16 protein-coding genes are annotated in these 19,843 nt (G+C 45.4%); all 16 read right to left on the reverse strand.

All coding sequences use genetic code 11. The features are described 5' to 3' along the window. Positions 1 to 267 precede the first annotated feature (267 nt). The gene (locus WG943_RS17090; protein ID WP_340410862.1) at positions 268 to 1,914 is read right to left on the reverse strand and encodes a beta-N-acetylhexosaminidase; all 1,647 of its coding nucleotides are present in this window, start codon (positions 1,912 to 1,914) and stop codon (positions 268 to 270) included. A 151-nt stretch (positions 1,915 to 2,065) separates the two neighbouring features. Then, entirely contained in the window at positions 2,066 to 2,935 is an 870-nt protein-coding gene (locus WG943_RS17095) for a YsnF/AvaK domain-containing protein (protein ID WP_340410863.1), read from the reverse strand. A 58-nt stretch (positions 2,936 to 2,993) separates the two neighbouring features. Further along, positions 2,994 to 3,401 carry a YsnF/AvaK domain-containing protein gene (locus tag WG943_RS17100; protein WP_340410864.1) on the reverse strand — a complete coding sequence of 136 codons (408 nt, stop codon included), beginning with the start codon at positions 3,399 to 3,401 and terminating at the stop codon, positions 2,994 to 2,996. Between the two features lie 371 nt (positions 3,402 to 3,772). Next, positions 3,773 to 4,327 carry a GNAT family N-acetyltransferase gene (locus WG943_RS17105; RefSeq protein ID WP_340410866.1) on the reverse strand — a complete coding sequence of 185 codons (555 nt, stop codon included), beginning with the start codon at positions 4,325 to 4,327 and terminating at the stop codon, positions 3,773 to 3,775. A 35-nt stretch (positions 4,328 to 4,362) separates the two neighbouring features. Next, the gene (locus WG943_RS17110) at positions 4,363 to 4,929 is read right to left on the reverse strand and encodes a DUF6438 domain-containing protein (protein WP_340410868.1); all 567 of its coding nucleotides are present in this window, start codon (positions 4,927 to 4,929) and stop codon (positions 4,363 to 4,365) included. Continuing rightward, positions 4,892 to 5,479 carry a hypothetical protein gene (locus tag WG943_RS17115; protein WP_340410870.1) on the reverse strand — a complete coding sequence of 196 codons (588 nt, stop codon included), beginning with the start codon at positions 5,477 to 5,479 and terminating at the stop codon, positions 4,892 to 4,894. Before WG943_RS17115 ends, WG943_RS17110 begins: the two co-directional genes overlap by 38 nt. Positions 5,480 to 5,581: 102 nt before the next feature. Next, complete coding sequence (gene yidC / locus WG943_RS17120) at positions 5,582 to 7,414, reverse strand: membrane protein insertase YidC (protein ID WP_340410872.1); 1,833 nt, start codon at positions 7,412 to 7,414, stop codon at positions 5,582 to 5,584. Between the two features lie 36 nt (positions 7,415 to 7,450). Then, positions 7,451 to 9,064 (reverse strand): CTP synthase, encoded by a 1,614-nt coding sequence (locus WG943_RS17125; protein WP_340410873.1) that lies wholly within the window; start codon positions 9,062 to 9,064, stop codon positions 7,451 to 7,453. Positions 9,065 to 9,481: 417 nt separating this feature from the next. Continuing rightward, positions 9,482 to 11,977 carry a zinc-dependent metalloprotease gene (locus WG943_RS17130; RefSeq protein WP_340410874.1) on the reverse strand — a complete coding sequence of 832 codons (2,496 nt, stop codon included), beginning with the start codon at positions 11,975 to 11,977 and terminating at the stop codon, positions 9,482 to 9,484. 243 nt (positions 11,978 to 12,220) lie between these two features. Further along, complete coding sequence (gene dinB, locus WG943_RS17135) at positions 12,221 to 13,342, reverse strand: DNA polymerase IV (protein ID WP_445323647.1); 1,122 nt, start codon at positions 13,340 to 13,342, stop codon at positions 12,221 to 12,223. A gap of 63 nt (positions 13,343 to 13,405) precedes the next feature. Further along, positions 13,406 to 14,860, reverse strand: a complete 1,455-nt coding sequence (locus tag WG943_RS17140) for an NADH-quinone oxidoreductase subunit N (protein ID WP_340410875.1) — start codon at positions 14,858 to 14,860, stop codon at positions 13,406 to 13,408. Next, on the reverse strand, positions 14,847 to 16,430 hold the full coding sequence (gene nuoM, locus WG943_RS17145; protein ID WP_340410876.1) for an NADH-quinone oxidoreductase subunit M: 1,584 nt from the start codon (positions 16,428 to 16,430) through the stop codon (positions 14,847 to 14,849). Before nuoM ends, WG943_RS17140 begins: the two co-directional genes overlap by 14 nt. Continuing rightward, positions 16,427 to 18,313, reverse strand: a complete 1,887-nt coding sequence (nuoL, locus tag WG943_RS17150) for an NADH-quinone oxidoreductase subunit L (protein WP_340410878.1) — start codon at positions 18,311 to 18,313, stop codon at positions 16,427 to 16,429. The genes nuoM and nuoL overlap by 4 nt, the downstream gene beginning before the upstream one ends. Before the next feature lie 4 nt (positions 18,314 to 18,317). Then, entirely contained in the window at positions 18,318 to 18,626 is a 309-nt protein-coding gene (nuoK, locus tag WG943_RS17155) for an NADH-quinone oxidoreductase subunit NuoK (protein ID WP_340410879.1), read from the reverse strand. Further along, positions 18,623 to 19,153, reverse strand: coding sequence for an NADH-quinone oxidoreductase subunit J (gene nuoJ / locus WG943_RS17160; protein WP_340410881.1), 531 nt, complete (start codon positions 19,151 to 19,153; stop codon positions 18,623 to 18,625). The genes nuoK and nuoJ overlap by 4 nt, the downstream gene beginning before the upstream one ends. 5 nt (positions 19,154 to 19,158) lie before the next feature. Then, positions 19,159 to 19,674, reverse strand: coding sequence for an NADH-quinone oxidoreductase subunit NuoI (gene nuoI / locus WG943_RS17165; RefSeq protein ID WP_445323645.1), 516 nt, complete (start codon positions 19,672 to 19,674; stop codon positions 19,159 to 19,161). Positions 19,675 to 19,843 lie beyond the last annotated feature (169 nt).

Raw genomic sequence — 19,843 nt, forward strand, 5'->3', positions numbered from 1 at the left:
TTATACTTTATATTTAAGTAAGTATAGGCTATTTGTTGATAATAAAATAGATGTGTATTCAAATTAGGTTTGCGAAGCCACACTTTGCTGGCATAGTAGCTTTACTAATCTCTATTACTGACTGATGCCTTCAACATCTCTCTTTAAGCTGAAGGCGTTAGTTACCAAACTTAAAGTATAGATAGATGTTAGCTTATGGCTTAAAGCAGCAGAGGCCGGAAATTATACTTCCGGCCTCTGCTATTTATACTTTAGTCTCTATACCTACTATTTGTTCTTCATGGTCCAGTTGGCGTAATCTTTAAAGTAGTTGGTATCCCAGTGTTTGTACCTTGGTATAACACTTTTCTCCAAGCGGCGCTTAAAGTCTTCGAAGTTCTTTTGCTTCGGATCAGACCATAGTGCCTCACTCAAGGCTGTCATTCTTGGGAAAACCATGTACTCCAGCTGCTGTATTGTCGGGATATATTCTGTCCAGACGTTACCCTGTGCTCCCATGATATACTTTGACTCCGGTTTGCCCTGCAACTGTGCCGGAATAGGGTTATAGGTATAAACGGCATCTAAGGGGCTATAGCCCGGTATCTGCAGGCTATCGGCTTTTGTTTTGGATTGGTACTGGTTAAAGTATAGCGGGAAGCTTGGCGTCATAATAACAGGATGTTTGAGCATAGCTGCTTCTGCACCTTTTTTATCATCGGCCCAGTTCATCACGATAGTGGTCGTGTCTAGTTTACCTTCCAGAATTTCGTGCCAGCCTATTATCTTTTTGTTCTTTTTGGCAAGGTAGTTTGCCACCTGTTCCACAAAGTATGTCTGCAGTCCTTTCTCGTCTTTCAGGTTGTGCTGCTTAATAAACTCCTGTGCCTGTGGGCTAGCTTTCCACCACATTTTGCTGGTTTCGTCGCCGCCAATGTGAATGTAAGGTGACGGGAAAAGGTCTGCTACCTCCTCAAAAACCGTTTTCAAAAACTTAAATGTTTCAGGGCGTGGGGCAAGCACATTGTTCTGGCGGTTATACATGCCCCAGGTATAGGCTACGTTCCAAGTGGTGTCGGGATGGGTGCTGAACTCAGGATAAGCGGCAATGGTGGCTCGGCTGTGGCCTGGTATATCAATTTCTGGTATAATGTTAATACCTCGCACTTGGGCATACTTTATTACTTCCTTTACCTCCTCTTGGGTAAAAAAACCACCGTATCGCTTAGGATTATACTTTATAGGCTTATCAAAAAAATGGCCAATTAGTGTAGAGTCACGGTACGAGCCAATGGAGTTTAACTTCGGATAGCTTTTGATCTCGATGCGCCAGCCCTGATCATCGGTTAAGTGCCAGTGAAAGTTGTTGAATTTATGGAAAGCCAGATAATCGATGTACTTTTTAATATAGTCAAGCGGGAAAGTATGGCGTACTACATCCAAGTGCATACCACGGTAAGCAAACTGAGGATAGTCTGTGATCTTAACAGGCTCTACCCGTACACTTGTTTTAGACTCTAGTGGCACCAGCTGTAGCAGCGATTGAATGCCGTATACTATACCGTTTACATCCTGTGCTTTTATTGTGATCACATCATTGCCAGACTCCAGTACGTACATTTCTTTGCGATTTGCTGATACTGGATCATGTTGCAGTACAATGGCATCTCTCACTTGCTGGCCTTTCGGTAAGGGCAAGGTACGTAGCTCCAGCCCAATTTGTCCTCTGAGCATCACCTTAAGTAGGCTGGCTTGTGTAGAGTAGGGGCTGTCAAAATATATAATACTTTTCGAGTTAACTTCTACCGGGTTTTTATCAAGCGGAATTATTAGTTGGGGCTTTGGTACAATGTTATTTGCAAGCTGTGCATGTCCTGAAACAACAAACAGAAAAACACATAGCAGCACCAATAGCTTTGAGAAATGTTTTTTCATAAGTGGTAGGCTTAAAATTGATTTCCTAAATTTACTTAATTCAGCATTATAAGCCTATTGTGCATGCAGTCATGTTACAGCTGTTTCATATAAAACAAAACAGGGGCTGCCTGATCTAGGCAACCCCTGTTTTAGTTTACTTTATCGGAGACTATAACTTTCTGTTCGGATCTCTTTCATTTGGGTTATTTCCCTGGTCTCTTCTGTTCGGGTCGTTTCCTTTATTTTTCGGATTTAAGCGGTCGATTTCGACATCAGTTTTGCGTTCAGTGCCTCTGATGGTCTCTTCGTGCTGTTCAACATCTTTTCCTAGTCTAACTTCCTCCACAACACGGGCTTCTTTATTCACCATTGGCCTTTCCGCATGCTCTGTCATGGTAATTTCTCCTTCCTTAAAGCCTTTTAGGTCTTGCTCGCTGGCAGGTCTGTTTACTGGTCGTCTCTCCACATGCACATGTTCTTCACGCAAGCGTAGTTTTTCTTCTACAGGGCGCTCAATAATTCTGCTCTTTAACTTAACGCCGCCAGTTTCTACATCGCGCTTGCCTACCTGCATTTTTTCTTCTACTACAGGTATAGATTGGCCTGAATTAGTCCATTTACCTTTGTCTGAAGTAGACATGCTTCTGTACTGAGCAGAACGTTCATTAACATCTATAGCGCCACACTTATCTAATAACTCAGCTGCTTTTTTTGCCTGCTCCTTAGAGTCTGCGTGAACAGTTACGATAGAGCCTTTTTGGGCAACCTCGTAATACTTGCTTGATTCGTCGCGGTTATCAAACAGGGAGTTGAAAAAATCGTTGTCTCTTCTGTCGTCGGTTGTAACTCTGTTTGTTGGTCCGCCTATGTTTGGTTGAGATGGATTAGGTCTGTTTTGGGTAGGGGCACTGCCTTTATCTTTGGCACCTCTAACTGCAATATCTATATTATTACTAGGAATACCGCTTTTTTCAAGCTCTTGAGCTGCCATTTGCGCATCTACGCCAAAATCGAAAATTCCTATTACTGTCTGTTTCATAGTGTTCTTTGTGTTTAATTTCAAAAAATCAAAAGCATGATTTTCATGCTTGAGTATCCTAAATTGATGATTGGTCTGCGTTATTGGTTCTATCTATCTTAATTTCCTCTTTTTTAAGCCTAACCTGTTGTGGGTTGTGCTCTTCCACTTTTCTTTTAGTGATATGAATTTCTTCAACCAGAACCAGCTTCTTCTGCACAACTATTTCTTCTTTAATGACAGGTACTATCATAGTTTCTCCTTCATAGCGCACATCAGGTATTGCTTCAATTGATATATTTTTAGCAATCCTCTGTACATCAATTTCCTCATGTACGAAAGGCACATCAACTGTTACCTCTTCTTCGTGCACCTGCTTAGACACTCGTACTTTGGCCTTTTCAACATCCTGTACGCTAACATTTAGCCTTTCTTCTATAACTGGTATAGTCTTTTCTGGCTTGCTTTGGCTGTCTTCAGAATTCATGCATTGCATCTGCCTTTTGTTAGGATGTTGTACTTTATCTTTACTGATATTTATTTTCATTTATAATTCACATATTTAAATATACCTTAGGCAAGATTGCTTTTTTTTTATCTATTTAGTTTTACGGCATCTCAAATCAAGTTTAATGGTATAGTTTAATAAAAACACACTATTATGCAAATTAAGTATTTTTTTATTGGTGGGTGATAGCTTACATACTGTGAGTCCAACAATCTTTTGAGTTAATGGGACAAAGGGTAATAGCAGGAAGAGAGCAATTCTTTTAAGAATTTAAAGAAGTAAGACGAAAGATTTAGTTATAGAAAGTATGAAAAGCTTCTTTTTAAGGTATTTCTTAGATAAGCTGCTGTTTATTGCCAATCCCAAAGTATAATATCCCATTTTTCGCCGCTGGCAGCGTTAAACTTCAGAATAGACTTAAATCCGGCTTTGTAGTGTGCATGTACAGAACGGGTGTTACGTTGTGCTACACCAGTAACTACATAATCGAAGTGCGGTTGCATCTGTTGCCTTAACTGCATGTACAGGCCTGCCAATACGTGTTGGCCTCTAAATTCTTTTGCTACACAAACTTGGCCCATAATAAAATAAGTAGAGGAAATTAACGGCACTTGCTCATAAATGAGTTCATCTACTACTTTAATTAAAGGTGTGAGAACAGGAAGCTTTTCTGAGAACTCCTTGAGCATTACCAGCGCATACCCGATAACCTGATTATCTTTTTTTGCCACTACGTGCCGGTACTTCTGGTTCATCTCCTGCAGGAGTGGTAAATTGTGCCGGGCTGTAACAAAACCTTGTTCAGTGGCTTCAGTAGCTGAAATTTGATCTTCGCAGTTAGCAGCTTGCAGCTGCAATATCTGCTCCAGGTCAGTGGTTGTTTCAGCGGAAGTGTAGATAATCATCGTCGGTGATGGTTAAGTTAACTAAGGCTGCTATATTACTTGTTTTCAGATTGATTTGCTATTAATTCCATCAGCTGCTGGTGCAGGCTATTTAGTAAGGCCACCAGGTTTTCAGGGCCGCCCTCCTGATGCTTTACTCGTTTTACTTCCTTGCCGTCTTGGTAAAAAGTTAAGTAGGAGCTAGGCCGGTCTGTCCAATTACTTAAATAAGCGTCTTTAAGTGAAGTATACTGAAGATCTGCCATGGCTTTTTTCAGTTGCTGTAGTTCCGGTTCGCTCATAAGCAGCTGCACAGTGTCATCTTCTGGCACGGCAATGTTTCCCCAACTGATCAGGCTTATACTTCCATCATCTCTAATATTGGCTTCGTAGGCAGGGCAGGGGCCATAACAGGGCGCTTTCTGAAACTGTAGCAATGGCAAAGCAACTTGGCTCTTGTTCTCTGTTTGGGCATTACCCTTACCTGCGCAGCTGCTAAGTACTAAGCTTACCAGTAGCAGTTGTACAAAACTGCTCAGTTGTAAATTTATGTTAAATAGCGCCTGCGGCATGTTGTCCTTGCAATTAGTCTTGGGATACTTTCCTGAACTTGCCGTTTTCAAAAGTATAAGCCTCCGGTGTACAGTTGCTACACTCTTGGTAGTTAATGGTGGAGTCGGGGGGATTAACGATAAACAAATGGCTATTGGCATTATACTTTGCTCCAACGCTGCTTTGCATTTCATCTAAAATCTTTCCGTTTTCTCTGTTAATAACATAGTGTCTTTGGCAGCTTGTGCCGCAACCTATAGTTACTACTGTATACTTTCCGGCAAAGTTTACACCTTGTTTCATACCCTCTCTAAGGGCAGTACGGTAGGTAGCAGCATCAGTATGACTTTTCTCATCAAGCGGCGCCAGGCGGCCACGGTACATATTTCCTACATCATATGCGCGGCTGTTCTGATACTCGTCCATTGTAATACGGTAGCGTTGGTACAAGTCTGGGTTACGGCCTTCTGTTATGGGCTCTGATACAGTTCTGTTTTCCAGCTGTTCTTCAAGCTTGGGGTGAGTTTCAGCTAAGTTGCCTTCCTTGGCGCCTTCATTTTCCTGCTGACAGGAAGCAAGGGTTAATGAAAGTATTAACAAGCAGGTTGATCCTATTTTCATCGTTTTATTCATATACTTCATCATACGGCTTTACGGCAAGTATAGCCATAAAAAAAGCCTTTCCTGAACAGGAAAGGCTTTTTTTATACTTTAAGGTGTCGGCTATTTCTTGGCCTTGTTACCACGCTTCTGCTGCTCTTTTTCAGCTGCCTGGCGCATTGCCTCCTGCATACGCTCTGTAAAAGATGGTCCACCAGACTTCTTCTTCTCTTTTATTCTGTCTTTGTTGGCTTCCAGTTTGGCTCTTACTTTATCCTCGTCTACAAACTTACGGATGATAGCCTGCTGACCGAATGTTACCATGTTTGAAACAAAGTAATAGAACGATAAACCGGCAGGGAAGGAGTTTAGAACGAACATGAAGATTACAGGCATCAAGTAGCTGTAGAACTTCATTGGGCCCTGCATCTGTGTATTAACTTGGTTGTTAGACCACGTATAAAGTATGGTAGAAGCCGTCATCAACAGCGTAAACATACTTACGTGGCTGCCATAGAATGGTATCGTAAATGGCAACTTGGCAAATACGTCATAAGTTGACAGGTCATTAGCCCAAAGGAATGCCTCCTGGCGCAGCTCAATCGAGTTCGGGAAGAAGTTGAACATCGCAAACAAGATCGGGATCTGCAACAGCATCGGGATACAGCCGCTCAGTGGGTTTACGCCCATTTCCTGGTACAGCTTCATGGTATCCATCTGCGTTTTCTGCATGTCGTCGCCGTTGCGCTCTTTAATGGCATCAATCTCAGGCTTTAATACCTTCATTTTCGCCATCGAAGTATACGACTTGTAAGTAAGCGGCAACAGAATGGTTTTGATGTATAGTACCAGCAGCATGATGATGATACCATAGTTGCCGATGAAATTCTCCAGGAAGTCAAATGCCGGAATAATCAGCCACTTGTTCACATAGGAGAAGATACCCCAGCCCAGGTCAAGGTTCTTATCAAAGTCGTTGCCAATGTGCTTGAGTATCTTGTAATCGTTCGGGCCGAAGTAGTAAGTGAAATCGGCAGCCCCGGATACAACATCCTGCGCAGGAATCAACACTTCAGATGATAGGGCTTTTACAACAGTTGTATCGGCAGCATCTACGGTAGATGTAAGTTTGGCGCCTGTAAACTGATTGTTTGCAATGATGCCGGCAGTAAAGAAGTTCTGCTTGTTAGAGATCCACTTCAGTGGCTCATCCAGTGTTAGCGTTTCTTTATCCTCTGAGATAGAAAGGTAATCATAACCGTCTGCTACTGTAGCGTAATTGATGGTAGTTTTAGCACGGTTCTGAGTTAGATCACGCTCCAGCTGTTTTACTCTGTCGTTCCACGTAAAAGTTACAGCGTTGCCACCAAGTTCACCTTCCAGTCCTTTAAAATCAAGCTCATAACCCATAGTAAAGCTTTCATCGTGCAGGGTGTATACCTGCTCAATGTACTGGCCATTGCCAATCTCAGCTCTAAAAGCAATAGTTTTACCAGTTATTTCGCCAATTTTAACGTTGCGTACCTCTGAAGGGGTGAAGTATAGATCAGACAGCTTTACATTTCTACCATCCTTTGTTGTAAAGGCAACATCCGTTTCGCTGCTTTCTTTATCAAACAAGTATAGCGGCTGGCCATTATACGTCTTGTAGTTTTTTAGCAATACTTCTTCTACCTGGCCACCTTTAGTAGTAAATGTTACTGCTATGTTTTGGTTTTCCAGGCTAATTGTGCTTGCCTCACCGGTTGCGGCGGCGCCAAAAGCACCCAGAGCCGTTGCTCTGCGAGCCTGAGCCAATGAGTCATCTTCAGCAACTGCTATACTTTGCACTTGCTCTACCTTGGCTTTTTCCTGCACCCCCTGCTTTGCCTGCTCTTCCGTTCCTGAAAAGAAGAAGGAGTAAGCCAGTAGCAGTATGGCCATCAATCCAAAGCCAATCGCTTGATTTCTATCCATTTACTGTAATTCTAAATTGTGTTTTGTGTATTATGCTTATTTAGTTTTAGCGTAATTATTTGCCGCTTTCACAAATTTAACAAAAAGCGGGTGAGGGTTTAGCACTGTGCTCTTTAATTCTGGGTGATACTGCGCTGCCACGAACCACGGGTGGTTGCTTAACTCAATAATTTCAACCAAACCAGTGTCCGGGTTAATGCCTGTTGCCATCATTCCGGCTTCTTCAAAAGCCTGTAAGTACTTGTTATTGAACTCATAACGATGCCTGTGGCGCTCTGAAATCTTAGACTTCCCGTAAATAGAATAAGCCTTTGAACCCTTTTTTAGTTCACAAGTATAGGCACCTAATCGCATAGTTCCACCCATTTGCTTGATTTGTTTTTGATCCTCCATCATATCGATAACAGGATGAGCTGTTTCCGGATCCATCTCCGTGGACGCAGCCCCCTCTAAACCAAGCACATTGCGGGCAAACTCTACGGCAGCGCACTGCATGCCCAGGCAGATGCCCATAAACGGTATATTATTTTCTCTTACAAAGCGGATAGCTTCCAGTTTGCCTTTAAAGCCACGCTCACCAAAACCCGGTGCAACAAGAACACCGTCCATGTCTTTCAGTAAACCGGCTACATTTTCATCAGAGATATTCTCTGATTGGAACCACTTGATATTTACCTTGCACTCGTTGGCAGCACCAGCATGTACAAAAGATTCTACTATAGACTTATAGGCATCCGGCAGCTCCACATACTTACCAACCAGGGCGATGTTAACTTCTGAAAGCGGGTTTTTCAGTTTCCCTAAAAACTCTTTCCAGCTATCCAGGTTAGGGTCAGCCTTGTGCGGAAGCTTCAGCTTGCTGATCACACGCTCATCCAGCTTCTCTTTGCGCATGAGCAGCGGCACATCGTAAATGGTATCCGCATCCAGCGACTCTATAACAGAGTTCTGCTTTACGTTACAGAAAAGCGCAATTTTTTTGCGCAGCTCCAATGGTATATGATGCTCAGAGCGGCACACCAGGATATCTGGCTGCACACCCGCCTCAGATAAATCTCTTACAGAGTGCTGGGTTGGTTTTGTTTTAAGCTCTCCGGCAGCTTTTAAGTATGGCACCAGCGTCAGGTGAATTACGCAGGTTTCGTTAACGCCTAACTCCCAGCGCAACTGACGTACCGCCTCAATGAAAGGCAACGACTCAATATCACCCACACAGCCACCAATCTCAGTTATTACAATATCATACTCGCCAGATTCGCCCAAAAGCAGCATGCGGCGTTTTATTTCGTCTGTAATGTGCGGAATTACCTGCACCGTTTTACCCAAATAAGCACCTTCACGCTCCTGCATAATCACATTGTAGTAGATGCGGCCAGTAGTTACGTTGTTAGCCTGGGAGGTAGGTACGTTTAAGAAACGTTCGTAATGCCCCAAGTCCAGGTCAGTCTCAGCACCGTCTTCGGTTACATAGCATTCGCCGTGCTCGTACGGGTTCAGCGTGCCTGGATCGATGTTAATGTAAGGGTCAAATTTTTGGATGGTTACAGAGAAACCTCTTGCCTGCAGCAACTTAGCAAGAGAAGCGGAAATGATACCTTTTCCGAGAGAGGACGTTACACCACCAGTAACGAAGATATATTTAGTAGCCATAAGTTAGGTTAAACTTTATGGGCTACAAAGGTACTCGAATAATTTGATTTTCCTGATAAAACACGAAGGTTGTACCTAAGCCTTAAGATATCTTTCTTAAAATTCAAGTGTAATTCGATTTGATTGTTCGTTGCTTGATTACTTTGCCTCACTTTGATTCTTCTGATGCTAAAGACCTGGCAGCGTCCGGCGGTTCTGCGAGCGTTTGGGGTAGGAAGGGCCGTGGCTTCATAGTGTTAGAAGCTCGCGGGGCATAAAGACACCGCGAGGCCTTTGTCATTTATCCTTTAACTTTTTATTTCCCATCTTTAAAGTAACAAGTGACACTTCGCTTATGATTTGAGCCAATAAGTATAAAAAAACCGCCTCAACCAAAATGGCTGAGGCGGTTTGATTAACTAACCAGTAAGTATAAACTTAGCTTTTCGGGTTCAGAATATTATCAATTCTAACCAGAGCATCCTGCAGGTGATACTTTGTCATGGTATCTTTTGCCTGTGGGATTGAACGTTTTATCTGGCTTTGCAATGCGATCAATTCACCGCGAACTACCGGGCGGATATCAGACTGAGATACATCTACAGAAGAACCTCCTCTGGCTCGGCCAGCTGCTGAAGATTGCTCCTGATCCGTCATGAGGTAAGCCATGCGCTCCAGGTAACCACGCTGCAGGTTTCTGCGGTACGTGTCTATGGATTTGCCTGCGCTTAACTCAGACCAAATGCCGCCACGAAGATCAGACATCATTTCAGTTAAAGTATAAGTGTTGTTACCCAGTGTCGCCTGAGCCTCAATTAGTCGGCCCATACGGCCTGCATCTAATACATTGTTCAGGACATTAGTCTGAGCTGCGCGGATTCGCTCTACAGTGCCCGCTGACTCAATTTTACGCAGAATGTTGTCGTCCAACATCCAGGTAGGAGTAGCAAAGCTTTGCTCGTTCAGGAATTTTAGCGCACGTTTTTGCTTATCTTTCGGCACAAATGAGTATACATCACCTTTCTGGTCGTAGGTTTTGTAGTTTTCGTAAACACCACCAATGTTAGCTGTTACGTGGCCCATGTAGCGGTTCCACTGGCCAAGCACCTGACTGTACATCTCCTGAAGGTCGTCGTAGTTTTTATTATCCTCTTTAGTCCATTCGATCAGGTTAGGCATTACGCGCTTTAGGTTTTTAATGCCGTAGTCGCTGGCCAACATTGCGTCATCACCTAAGTCTTCTGTCTGAGAAGATGGATCGACTGGGTTGCCCTGCTGACGGCCAAAGCGGTACATGGGGTCGTTCTCATGCTGACGAATCCAGCTGCTTAGCTTTGTGATGTTGTCACCGCCTTTAGTTTCAGGGAAGTAAGAATAACCCCACTTCACGGCATGCTTGTCATAAATACCAATGCCAGGCATCAGGGCAACGCCTTTATCTTCTGGCTGTGCTACGTAGTTAAAGCGGGCATAGTCCATGATGGATGGGGCAGTACCCATTTCTTTCGTGAACTTTGCATCGCGGAGTTTTTCTACAGGATATGCTGCACTAGAACCCATGTTATGTGGTAATCCTAATGTATGGCCAACTTCGTGTGCTGATACAAAACGAATCAGTTCACCCATTACTTCATCTTTGAACTTAATGCTGCGGGCATCCGGGTTAATGGCAGCCGTCTGGATAAAATACCAGTTACGTAGCAGGTTCATCACGTTGTGATACCAGCCAATGTGGCTTTCCAGGATTTCTCCTGAGCGTGGGTCGTTTACATTAGGGCCGTAGGCATTTTGTGTTTCAGAGGAGAAGTAGCGGATAACAGAGTAACGCGCATCTTCTGTGCTGAACTCTGGATCTTCTTCAAAAGAAGGCGGGTCTTTGGCTATAATTGCGTTCTTAAATCCGGCTGCTTCAAAAGCTTTATTCCAGTCCTCAACTCCTTGCTTTAAGTATGGGCGCCATTTCATTGGCGTAGCCGGGTCTATGTAGTATATAATTGGTTTCTTAGGCTCTACCAGTTCACCACGTGCATAAGCCGCTTCGTCTTTAGGCTCCAATCTCCAGCGCACAATGTAACGGCGCTTGGCAGCACGCTGCTCGTCTGTGCCGTAGTCGGTTTGGCTCACAGTAAAGAAACCAACACGCTGATCGAAAGTACGGGCAGCCATTGGAACTTTAGGCAACAACAACATAGAGTGGTTCAACTCCAGAGTAATAGTACCTGTGCTTGAATTTGCTGGCGCATCGGTTGCCTCGTATGTCATCAGCGAGCGAGCCTCTACGTTTATCGGGAAGCTTTTCACACTCTCAATGAAAGAGCGCTTATCATCAAGTTTGCGCACTTTATACTGCTCACGTCTTCTCTTGTCCAGGCCAAGTGCAGTAACGTCTTTCGAGAAGAAATCCGTCACATCAATTACCTGTGTACCTTGCCCGAATGCTTTAACATCGAAAGCGTAAATTACAGGAGCCAGGTTAGAGTTTTGTACAGAGTTGTAGATCTCCAGCGTGTCAGCAGCTACGTTTTGGTAAGATATAACACGTAGAAGTACATTGTTGCCTTTGCGTTCCCAGCGCAGCATTTGCCTGTTCAGCTCTTCACCGCCATAGCCAATATTAGTGGCTGTTTTGGCGATACGACTCACCATCAGCATGTCGCGGTTCAGGAGCGTATCTGGTATCTCGTACAGGTACTTATCGTCAATTTTGTGTACCTTAAACATACCATCATCGGTAAGGGCTTTGGCAGTAATTACCTCGTTGTAAGGTTTTGGTTTACCGTCGTCTTTCTTTTGTGCAGGAGCAGCGGCTGCAGTTGTTTCCTGCTTCGCTTTCTTCTTCTTTTTGCTCTTTTGCGCAAACGCCGACGATGGTGCAACAACAGCACCTGCCAACATTAAAGCCACAATAGGAGCAAAGCGTAATTTTTTACTCATAATCGGGTGATTGGTTAATGGATTAGGATTAGTTAGTATTAGTTTAAGGTAATATAGGTAATTATAGTCACAACACCAGTTTCTGCTGTTGCTTTTGTTAAGACTGGAAATGGGGGAGATGGTTTAAATAGGTATTCTGATTTGATCAGGATTTGCAGGATTATTGGATGGGTAGGATGACCTTCAGAGCTTACTGGAATTTCGATTTTAGTGATCCAAAGACACTGCCAGGTCTTTATGAAACTACAATTCCAGTGTAAGCTGATATCCTTCCTGCAGGCGGTCGTGTTGGTAGAGCAGGCTGCTTACTGATACACCTAGTAGCCGGACTGGGTACTGGGGCAGTAGGGGAGTGCGAAGCAGGTCGCGGGCAATAGTATAAATGGCGTCGGTGCTGCTGAACTCGCTCAGAAAGGTTTTGCTGCGGGTATTTAGCGTAAAGTCGAAATACTTTATCTTTAGAGTAACTGTTTTAGCCGTAGCCTTTAGTCTTTCCATGTCCTGGGCTACTTCCTGACACAGTTTGTCTATTTGTAAGAGCATATCGTGTTCTTCAATCAAATCAACATCAAAAGTACGCTCTGAGCCAATAGATTTGCGGGTGCGGTGTGGCTGTACATCGCGCTCGTCTTGAGCGCGGGCAATGCGGTAGTAGTAGCGGCCTACTTTCCCGAAATTTCGCACCAGCTCTTCCTCACTACGCTCACGTAAATCGCCTCCGGTAAGTATACCCATACTTTGCATCTTGGCTGCTGTTACTTTTCCAATCCCATGAAACTTCTCTATCGCCAAAATGGCAACTAACCCCTCTGCTTTATCGGGAGTGATAAGCGTAAAGCCGTTGGGTTTATTCATGTCAGAGGCAATTTTTGCCAGAAACTTGTTATAGGATACACCTGCAGATGCGGTAAGGCCGGTTTCTTCGAAAATTTTTTTCCTGATTTCCTGTGCAATAATGGTAGCGGAGGGCATTCCGATTTTGTTTTCAGTTACGTCTAAATATGCCTCATCCAGCGAAAGCGGTTCTACTAAGTCAGTATATTGATGGAAAATTTCACGTATCTGTCGGGATACAGCGCTGTAAACATCAAATCTAGCTTTAACAAAGATCAGGTGCGGACAACGCTGGGCCGCTATTTTTGAGGCGAGGGCAGAGTGCACTCCATACTTTCGTGCTTCGTAACTGGCAGCGGCCACAACACCTCTTGCCCTGGAGCCACCCACAGCCACAGGTTTCCCGCGCAACTCAGGGTTATCACGCTGCTCCACCGACGCAAAAAATGCGTCCATATCAATGTGAATGATTTTACGGATAGGCTGGAGCAAGGAAAGTATAGCTGTAAATTGCCTGTAAAGATACAAAATTACCTGTAGTTCAGTGGCAATTTATGTGTTCTAAACTCTTAAGATTAGCACTATAATTTGCACTTATAGCGCAGGAGCATTTATTGAAAGCATTAGGTTCTCAATCATTTGCATCAAGCCTGTCGGGTAAACGCCCACGTACACTAAAAGTATGGCCAGCAGGGCAATGGTAATGCCGCTTACCAAATATGCAGAAGGGTGTAGTGCCTGCCGCTCCCGGCTTACATTAGCTTGGGAAAACATTACCGCGATGATTTTAATGTAATAGTATAAACCGATCACACTGTTTAAGGCCAGCATAATAACCAGTAGCCACAGGTCGGTGCGCACTCCGGCTGCCAGAATATAGAATTTGCCTACAAAACCTGCTGTTAATGGTATACCTGCCAAAGATAGCAGCATGCCAGTAAAAGCGGCAGCTGACCAGGGCCGTCGCCAAAGCAAGCCGCGGTAATCCTCCAGTTGTTCTGCGTCCCGCTCCTCATCCGAAAGCAAAGTAATGATGCCAAATGCTCCTAAGCTGGTTATAAAGTAGGCTACCAAGTAAAACGTAACTGCTTCTACACCCAAGGCATTGCCTGCCAGGAAAGCCACCAGTATATAACCTAAGTGTGCAATGGAAGAGTAGGCGAGAATGCGTTTAACATTAGTTTGCATCAGGGCCAGAATATTACCTGCCAGCATAGAGGCAATGGCTATGATCGTGAAAATCAGCACTAAGGTTGGGTATTCAAACCCACCTGTCTGTATGAAAAAGCGAATAAGCAAGGCCACGACACCGCCCTTAGATACTGTGGCGATAAAAGCCGTAACCGGGGCAGGGGCACCCTCATACACATCCGGCGTCCACATATGGAAAGGCACTACACCCAGTTTGAAACCAACACCTACGATCATCATCCCGAAGCCGATTAAAAGTATAAGCGGTACCTCCTGAGAAACAGATAAGTATAAACCGATTTCGTAAAATCCCATAGAACCCGACATGGCATAAACCAAGGCCATTCCAAACAGTAAAAATGCCGACGACATGGCTGCCAGTATAAGATACTTAATACCGGCCTCGTCTGATTTTTCCCGGGAACGCAGGTAAGCCACTAACGCATATAGCGAGACACTAAGCACTTCCAGCCCCAGAAATAGGCCTGCAAAATGTTTGCTGATAACCAGCACGCAGGCCCCAAGTGTTGCCAGGATGTGCAGAATGTAATACTCTTCTTTTCGTTCTTCGCGCTGCTCAAAATAGGCATAGGAGAGCATGGCCACGAACAAAGAAGAAAGCAAGATCATGCCCATGTAAAACAGTCCGAAGCCATCTATCACAAAAAGTGGGCTGATGTGGTAAGGCTCTGTTTCCCCGATCTCAAATAACGATGCAAATGCTGCGATAAGCGAGAGGAGCGTGATAATGTAAACGATTTTGTGGTGACGCTTCACAGAGATTACCAGCATGATGATCAGGGACGCTACTACCAGAATCAGCAGTGGCATCAGGTGTAGAAAATCATTTAAGACCATAAGCACCTCCTTCGGGTTTAGGTTGAGAGAGCGAATCTAGTGGTTGGGTTATACTTTTAGGCTGCTCTAAAGACAATGTTCTTTTTTCGGGCACGTTTCTGTAGGCCTGCAACTGCTCATTTATAGAGGGCGCTACCGTTTCGATAACTGTTTGCGGGAAAAGGCCCAGCCATAGAAGCAGTACCACCATCGGCACCATGATCAGCATTTCCCGGGCTGACAAATCGTGAATAAGGTGGTCTGTGAGGTTACGGCCGTAGTATACTTTTTTTAGAATGCGCAGCGAGTAAGCCGTGGCCAGCACAATACCGATAGTGGCAAATACCGTGAGCCAGTTGTTTGCCTGCCAGCTGCCAATCAAGGTTAAAAACTCTGCTATAAAATTGCCCAGCCCCGGAAGCCCCAGCGAAGCCATCACAAACACCAGCGCAATGACACCCATTTTTGGAGCGGTAGCCCAGAAGCCACCCATTTTCTCGATGTTGCGGGTATGGATGCGGTCGTACAAAAAGCCCGCAAGTATAAAGAGTGCGCCTGTACTTAAACCATGCGTAATCATCTGCATCACCACGCCCTGCAGCGCCAGCTCATTAAAGGCAAATACCCCCAATATAACAAAGCCCATGTGGCTTACCGAAGTATAGGCAACCAGCCGTTTCAGGTCGGTTTGAGAGTAGGCAAGCACGGCACCGTAGAGTATACCGATTACACCCAGTAGCATGGCCCAGGGTGCAAATTCTTGTGCCGCATCCGGGAAGAAAGGCAGTACAAAACGGAGCAAACCGTAGGCACCAGTTTTCAGGAGCAGACCGGCAAGTATAACACTGCCCGCTGTTGGTGCTTGTGAGTGCGCATCGGGTAGCCAGGAGTGAAAAGGCACTACCGGCAGCTTTACCAGAAAAGCCGCCAGGAACCCAAACATTAGCCACATACCCACGGCAGGCGAGAAGCTGGTGCCGAGCAACTCGAAGTAGTTAAAAGTATAAACACCCGTTTGTGAACCGTGTATAAAGTATAAGCTTAGGATGGAGAGCAGCATCAGCAGGCCGCTAGCTTGAGTAAATATGAAGAATTTGTATGCTGCGTAAATCCTGTTCTCATGGCCCCAAATACCGATCAGGAAGTACATTGGAATGAGCATTACCTCCCAGAAAAAGTAGAACAAGAACAAGTCCATGGTCAGGAAGACGCCTGTGATACCAGCCAAAACCCAGAGCAGATTAAAGTGGAAGAAGCCTACTTTGGTGTAAATCTCGTTCCAGGAAACCAGCACAGCCAGCGCACCTAACAGGAACGTGAGCAGGAGCATCAGCAAACTCAACCCATCCAGCGCCAGGTCAAAGCCAACACCCCATTGCGGAATCCAGGGAATTCTTAAATGGACAATCCAGGGCCCCTTTGGAGTAAGCGCTGTTACAGGGTCTGCCATCCATAGCCATACACTAATAGCCAAAGCAGCAAGTATAACCAAAAGCGAAATCCAGCGGGGCAGCATGTCGTTTACCCTTCCGGCAATCCAGGCAAGTATTCCACCTGCCATCAGTAACACGATTATCCAGAGTAGTATCATAGCAGCAGACTTATAGTTACGACAAGTATGGCACCTACCAGTACACCCAACATATAGGTGCGCAGCATGCCGGTTTGAGTGCGGGTAAATAAGCTGTTAAGCCATTGGGTAACGTTGGCAAAGCCGGTGTAGACGAGGTCAATTGAGTCGTGTTTGTTTAGCTTGGAAAGGTACACGTAAGGCTTTACAAAGAGCGTGTTGTACAAGGCATCGAAGCCCCAGCCTGAATACCAGAATCGGTGCAGGGCCATGGCAAAACTAGAGCGCTCAATATTCTGTACCAGCTCCGGCTTTTTAAGGTAAAACAGGTACGCAATATAGATACCAGCAAGTGCCACCAGCGCAGCCACAATCTGGAAGATCCACTCGATGGTAGATAAACCTTCATCTATTACGATTACTGGCAGCACCGGCTCCAGGTAATTGGTAAAAAGTGTAAAGTGAGCAAAATTGTGTGGCAGTTCTATAAATCCGCCGATTAAAGAAAGTATAGCCAGCACCACCAACGGCAGCTTCATCCAGAAGCCGGGCATGTGGCTGCTGTGGGTTTTTTCTTCGCCGTAAAAGGTGATGAACACCATCCGGAAAGTATAAATGGAAGTGACAAATGCACCGAGCAAAGCTGCAATGTAAAGTATAACACTGCCGCGTTCACCAGCCAGGCCAAGCCACAGAATCTGGTCTTTGCTGTAGAAGCCGGCACTAATTAAAGGTACAGCAGCAAGAGAAGCCGATCCTATTAAAAACGTCCAGAATACGACAGGCATTTTGTGGCGCAGACCTCCCATTTTAAACATATCGTGCTCGTGGTGCAGCGCCATAATAACTGCTCCGGCACCAAGAAATAACAATGCTTTAAAGAAGGCGTGAATCATAAAATGAAATACCGCCGCCGACCAGGCACCCACACCTAATGCAAGAAACATGTACCCAATTTGGCTGATGGTGGAGTAAGCGAGTACCCGTTTGAGGTCGTTTTGGGTTAGGGCAGTAAATCCGGCAATAAGCAGCGTTGCCGCACCGATAAAAGCTACTACCATTTGCGCAGTAGGGGCTAGTTCGAACAGCACATACATTCTGGATATTAAGTATACACCGGCAGTTACCATAGTTGCCGCATGTATGAGCGCACTAACAGGTGAGGGACCAGCCATAGCATCGGGTAGCCAGGTTTGTAAGGGCAGCTGTGCCGATTTACCTACCGCGCCACCTACTAGCAGCAGCGCCACCAGCACAGCAGTTTGCGAACCAACTGACCAGGTTTGCGGTGCCTGTGTAAGTATCTCCTGAATATTTAAGGTGCCGAAGTGCTGGAAGAGCAGGAACAGGGCAAAAGCCATGGCTGTATCACCCACACGTGTGATGATAAAGGCTTTTCGGGCAGCATACCCATTGGCAGGCTCACGGTACCAGAATCCTATCAGCAGGAAACTACATAAACCCACACCTTCCCAGCCTAAGTATAAAAGCACCAGGTTATCAGCCATCACCAGCACCAGCATAGCGCACACAAACAGGTTCATGCTGGCAAAGAAACGGGAGTAGTCTTCATCTTCATGCATGAACTCAGCAGCGTATAAATGGATGAGAAAACCGACAAACGTGATGACGAAAATAAACACCATCGTCAGCGCATCCACATGAAAGGATACACCCGGGTTTAGGCCTGCCACACTAAACCATTGCCATACCTGCTGCTCGTACATGGCAGCGCCGTCGCTTAAAAACTGTATTCCTAAACGTATGGTGAGTAACGCAGAGATGCCTACACTACCAGCACCGATAACAGGTACAAGTAAACGTGGCATCTTAAGCCCGAAAAGTATAAGCAAGGTTGCTCCAAAGAGGGGCAGGGCCGGTATGAGCCAGATCAGGTTTTCCATAGCGTTATCCTTTCATTCTGCTTGCGGCATCGCTGTCCAAGGTTTTTAACTGGTGATACAACTGTAGTATAAGAGCCAGGCCTACCGATACCTCTGCGGCAGCCATGGTAAGTATAAAAATGAACATGATTTGCCCATCAGGCTGAGCCCAGCGCATGCCTGCTACAATAAAAGCCAGGCCGGCTGCATTGAGCATGATCTCCACCGAAATAAGCATGAAAATAACGTTGCGCCGTATAAGCACGCTAATCAAGCCCAACACAAAAAGTATAGCCGCCAAAAGCAGCCCAGCTTCCATAGATACTCCGTTCATTGCGCGGCCTCCTTCTCCAAAAAGCGGTGAATAACTTTTTTCTTCTGCCTACCCAGGTGGTAAGCTCCTACAATGCCGGCCATCAGCAGCATGCCACACAACTGCACACCTAACATATAAGGGCCAAAAAGTGCAATGCCTACTAGCCGGGCATCTACGGGCACCAGAGCTGTTTCCGGTACATCCACTCCTAAGAAAATGTAAACGAGTTCGGCCAGCAGCACAAGCGAAAGTATGGACGGACCAATCCATATTTTGGGTTTTAGCCACTCAGCTTCTGTCTTCACAGATTCCGCGTTCAGGTTTAACATCATGATGACGAAGATGATGAGCACCACGATGGCCCCGGCGTAAATGATGATTTCGAGAGCAGCCATAAAAGGGGCACCCAACGTGAAGAACACCACCGAAATTGCCAGAAAAGACACCACTAAGTATAGCAGCGCATGAATCATGTTATACCTGGTGATAACCATGATGGTGGAAAGTATGGCAACGGCTGCCGCGATGTAAAATGTCAGTTCCATGGCGTTTAGGGTAATAAGCTTTTGATGTCTACCGGAGGAGTTTCGTTCTCTGCCTCGCCTTTGTCTTTTCCGCCGATTGCCATGCCTGCTACTTTGTAGTAGTTGTAGCCGTGGTACTTGCCTTCTCCGTTTATGAGCAGGTCCGGTTTTTCGTACACCAGGTTCTGGCGATTGTATTCTCCCATCTCAAAGTCTGGTATTAGCTGGATAGCATAGGTAGGGCAGGCCTCTTCGCAGAAACTACAGAAAATACAGCGCGAAAAGTTTATCTGGAAAAACTCTGGGTATCGTCGTCCGGTGGGATCTTCAGTTGCTTGAAGCGCGATGCAGTCCACGGGGCAGGCAGCAGCGCATAGGTTACAGGCCACGCAGCGTTCGCCGCCATCGGGGTCGCGGGTAAGCACAATGCGGCCGCGCCAGCGAGGTGGCAGGTAGTTTTTCTGCTCGGGGTAAAGTACAGTGTCACGCTTGTGGAAAGCATGTAAAAACGTGAGCCACATGGTACGCAGTAAACTAAACATATTCCTGCTCCTTTCTTTTAAATATTATTTCAAATTGTCCCCTCAAGGGGACACTCTCTGCTATTACTTTAGCCAAAGTATAGGTTTCATAGTCTTAGTCGTTGCGCGGACAGGTCACGACCTGTCCCTACGAATGTGTAAACCCACCCCTAACCCCTCCAAGGAGGGG

The sequence above is a fragment of the Pontibacter sp. H249 genome, assembly GCF_037892465.1.
In the GTDB taxonomy this organism is placed as follows: domain Bacteria; phylum Bacteroidota; class Bacteroidia; order Cytophagales; family Hymenobacteraceae; genus Pontibacter.

Bases quoted from the DNA above. Each gene is read 5' to 3' on its own strand.
- nuoK (WP_340410879.1), bottom strand. From the start codon at position 18,626: ATGAACGGAGTATCTATGGAAGCTGGGCTGCTTTTGGCGGCTATACTT.
- WG943_RS17140 (WP_340410875.1), bottom strand. From the start codon at position 14,860: ATGGTCTTAAATGATTTTCTACACCTGATGCCACTGCTGATTCTGGTA.
- nuoL (WP_340410878.1), bottom strand. From the start codon at position 18,313: ATGGAAAACCTGATCTGGCTCATACCGGCCCTGCCCCTCTTTGGAGCA.
- yidC (WP_340410872.1), bottom strand. From the start codon at position 7,414: ATGGATAGAAATCAAGCGATTGGCTTTGGATTGATGGCCATACTGCTA.
- nuoI (WP_445323645.1), bottom strand. From the start codon at position 19,674: ATGTTTAGTTTACTGCGTACCATGTGGCTCACGTTTTTACATGCTTTC.
- WG943_RS17105 (WP_340410866.1), bottom strand. From the start codon at position 4,327: ATGATTATCTACACTTCCGCTGAAACAACCACTGACCTGGAGCAGATA.
- WG943_RS17090 (WP_340410862.1), bottom strand. From the start codon at position 1,914: ATGAAAAAACATTTCTCAAAGCTATTGGTGCTGCTATGTGTTTTTCTG.
- WG943_RS17100 (WP_340410864.1), bottom strand. From the start codon at position 3,401: ATGAATTCTGAAGACAGCCAAAGCAAGCCAGAAAAGACTATACCAGTT.
- nuoJ (WP_340410881.1), bottom strand. From the start codon at position 19,153: ATGGAACTGACATTTTACATCGCGGCAGCCGTTGCCATACTTTCCACC.
- WG943_RS17115 (WP_340410870.1), bottom strand. From the start codon at position 5,479: ATGAAAATAGGATCAACCTGCTTGTTAATACTTTCATTAACCCTTGCT.
- nuoM (WP_340410876.1), bottom strand. From the start codon at position 16,430: ATGATACTACTCTGGATAATCGTGTTACTGATGGCAGGTGGAATACTT.
- WG943_RS17130 (WP_340410874.1), bottom strand. From the start codon at position 11,977: ATGAGTAAAAAATTACGCTTTGCTCCTATTGTGGCTTTAATGTTGGCA.
- WG943_RS17095 (WP_340410863.1), bottom strand. From the start codon at position 2,935: ATGAAACAGACAGTAATAGGAATTTTCGATTTTGGCGTAGATGCGCAA.
- WG943_RS17125 (WP_340410873.1), bottom strand. From the start codon at position 9,064: ATGGCTACTAAATATATCTTCGTTACTGGTGGTGTAACGTCCTCTCTC.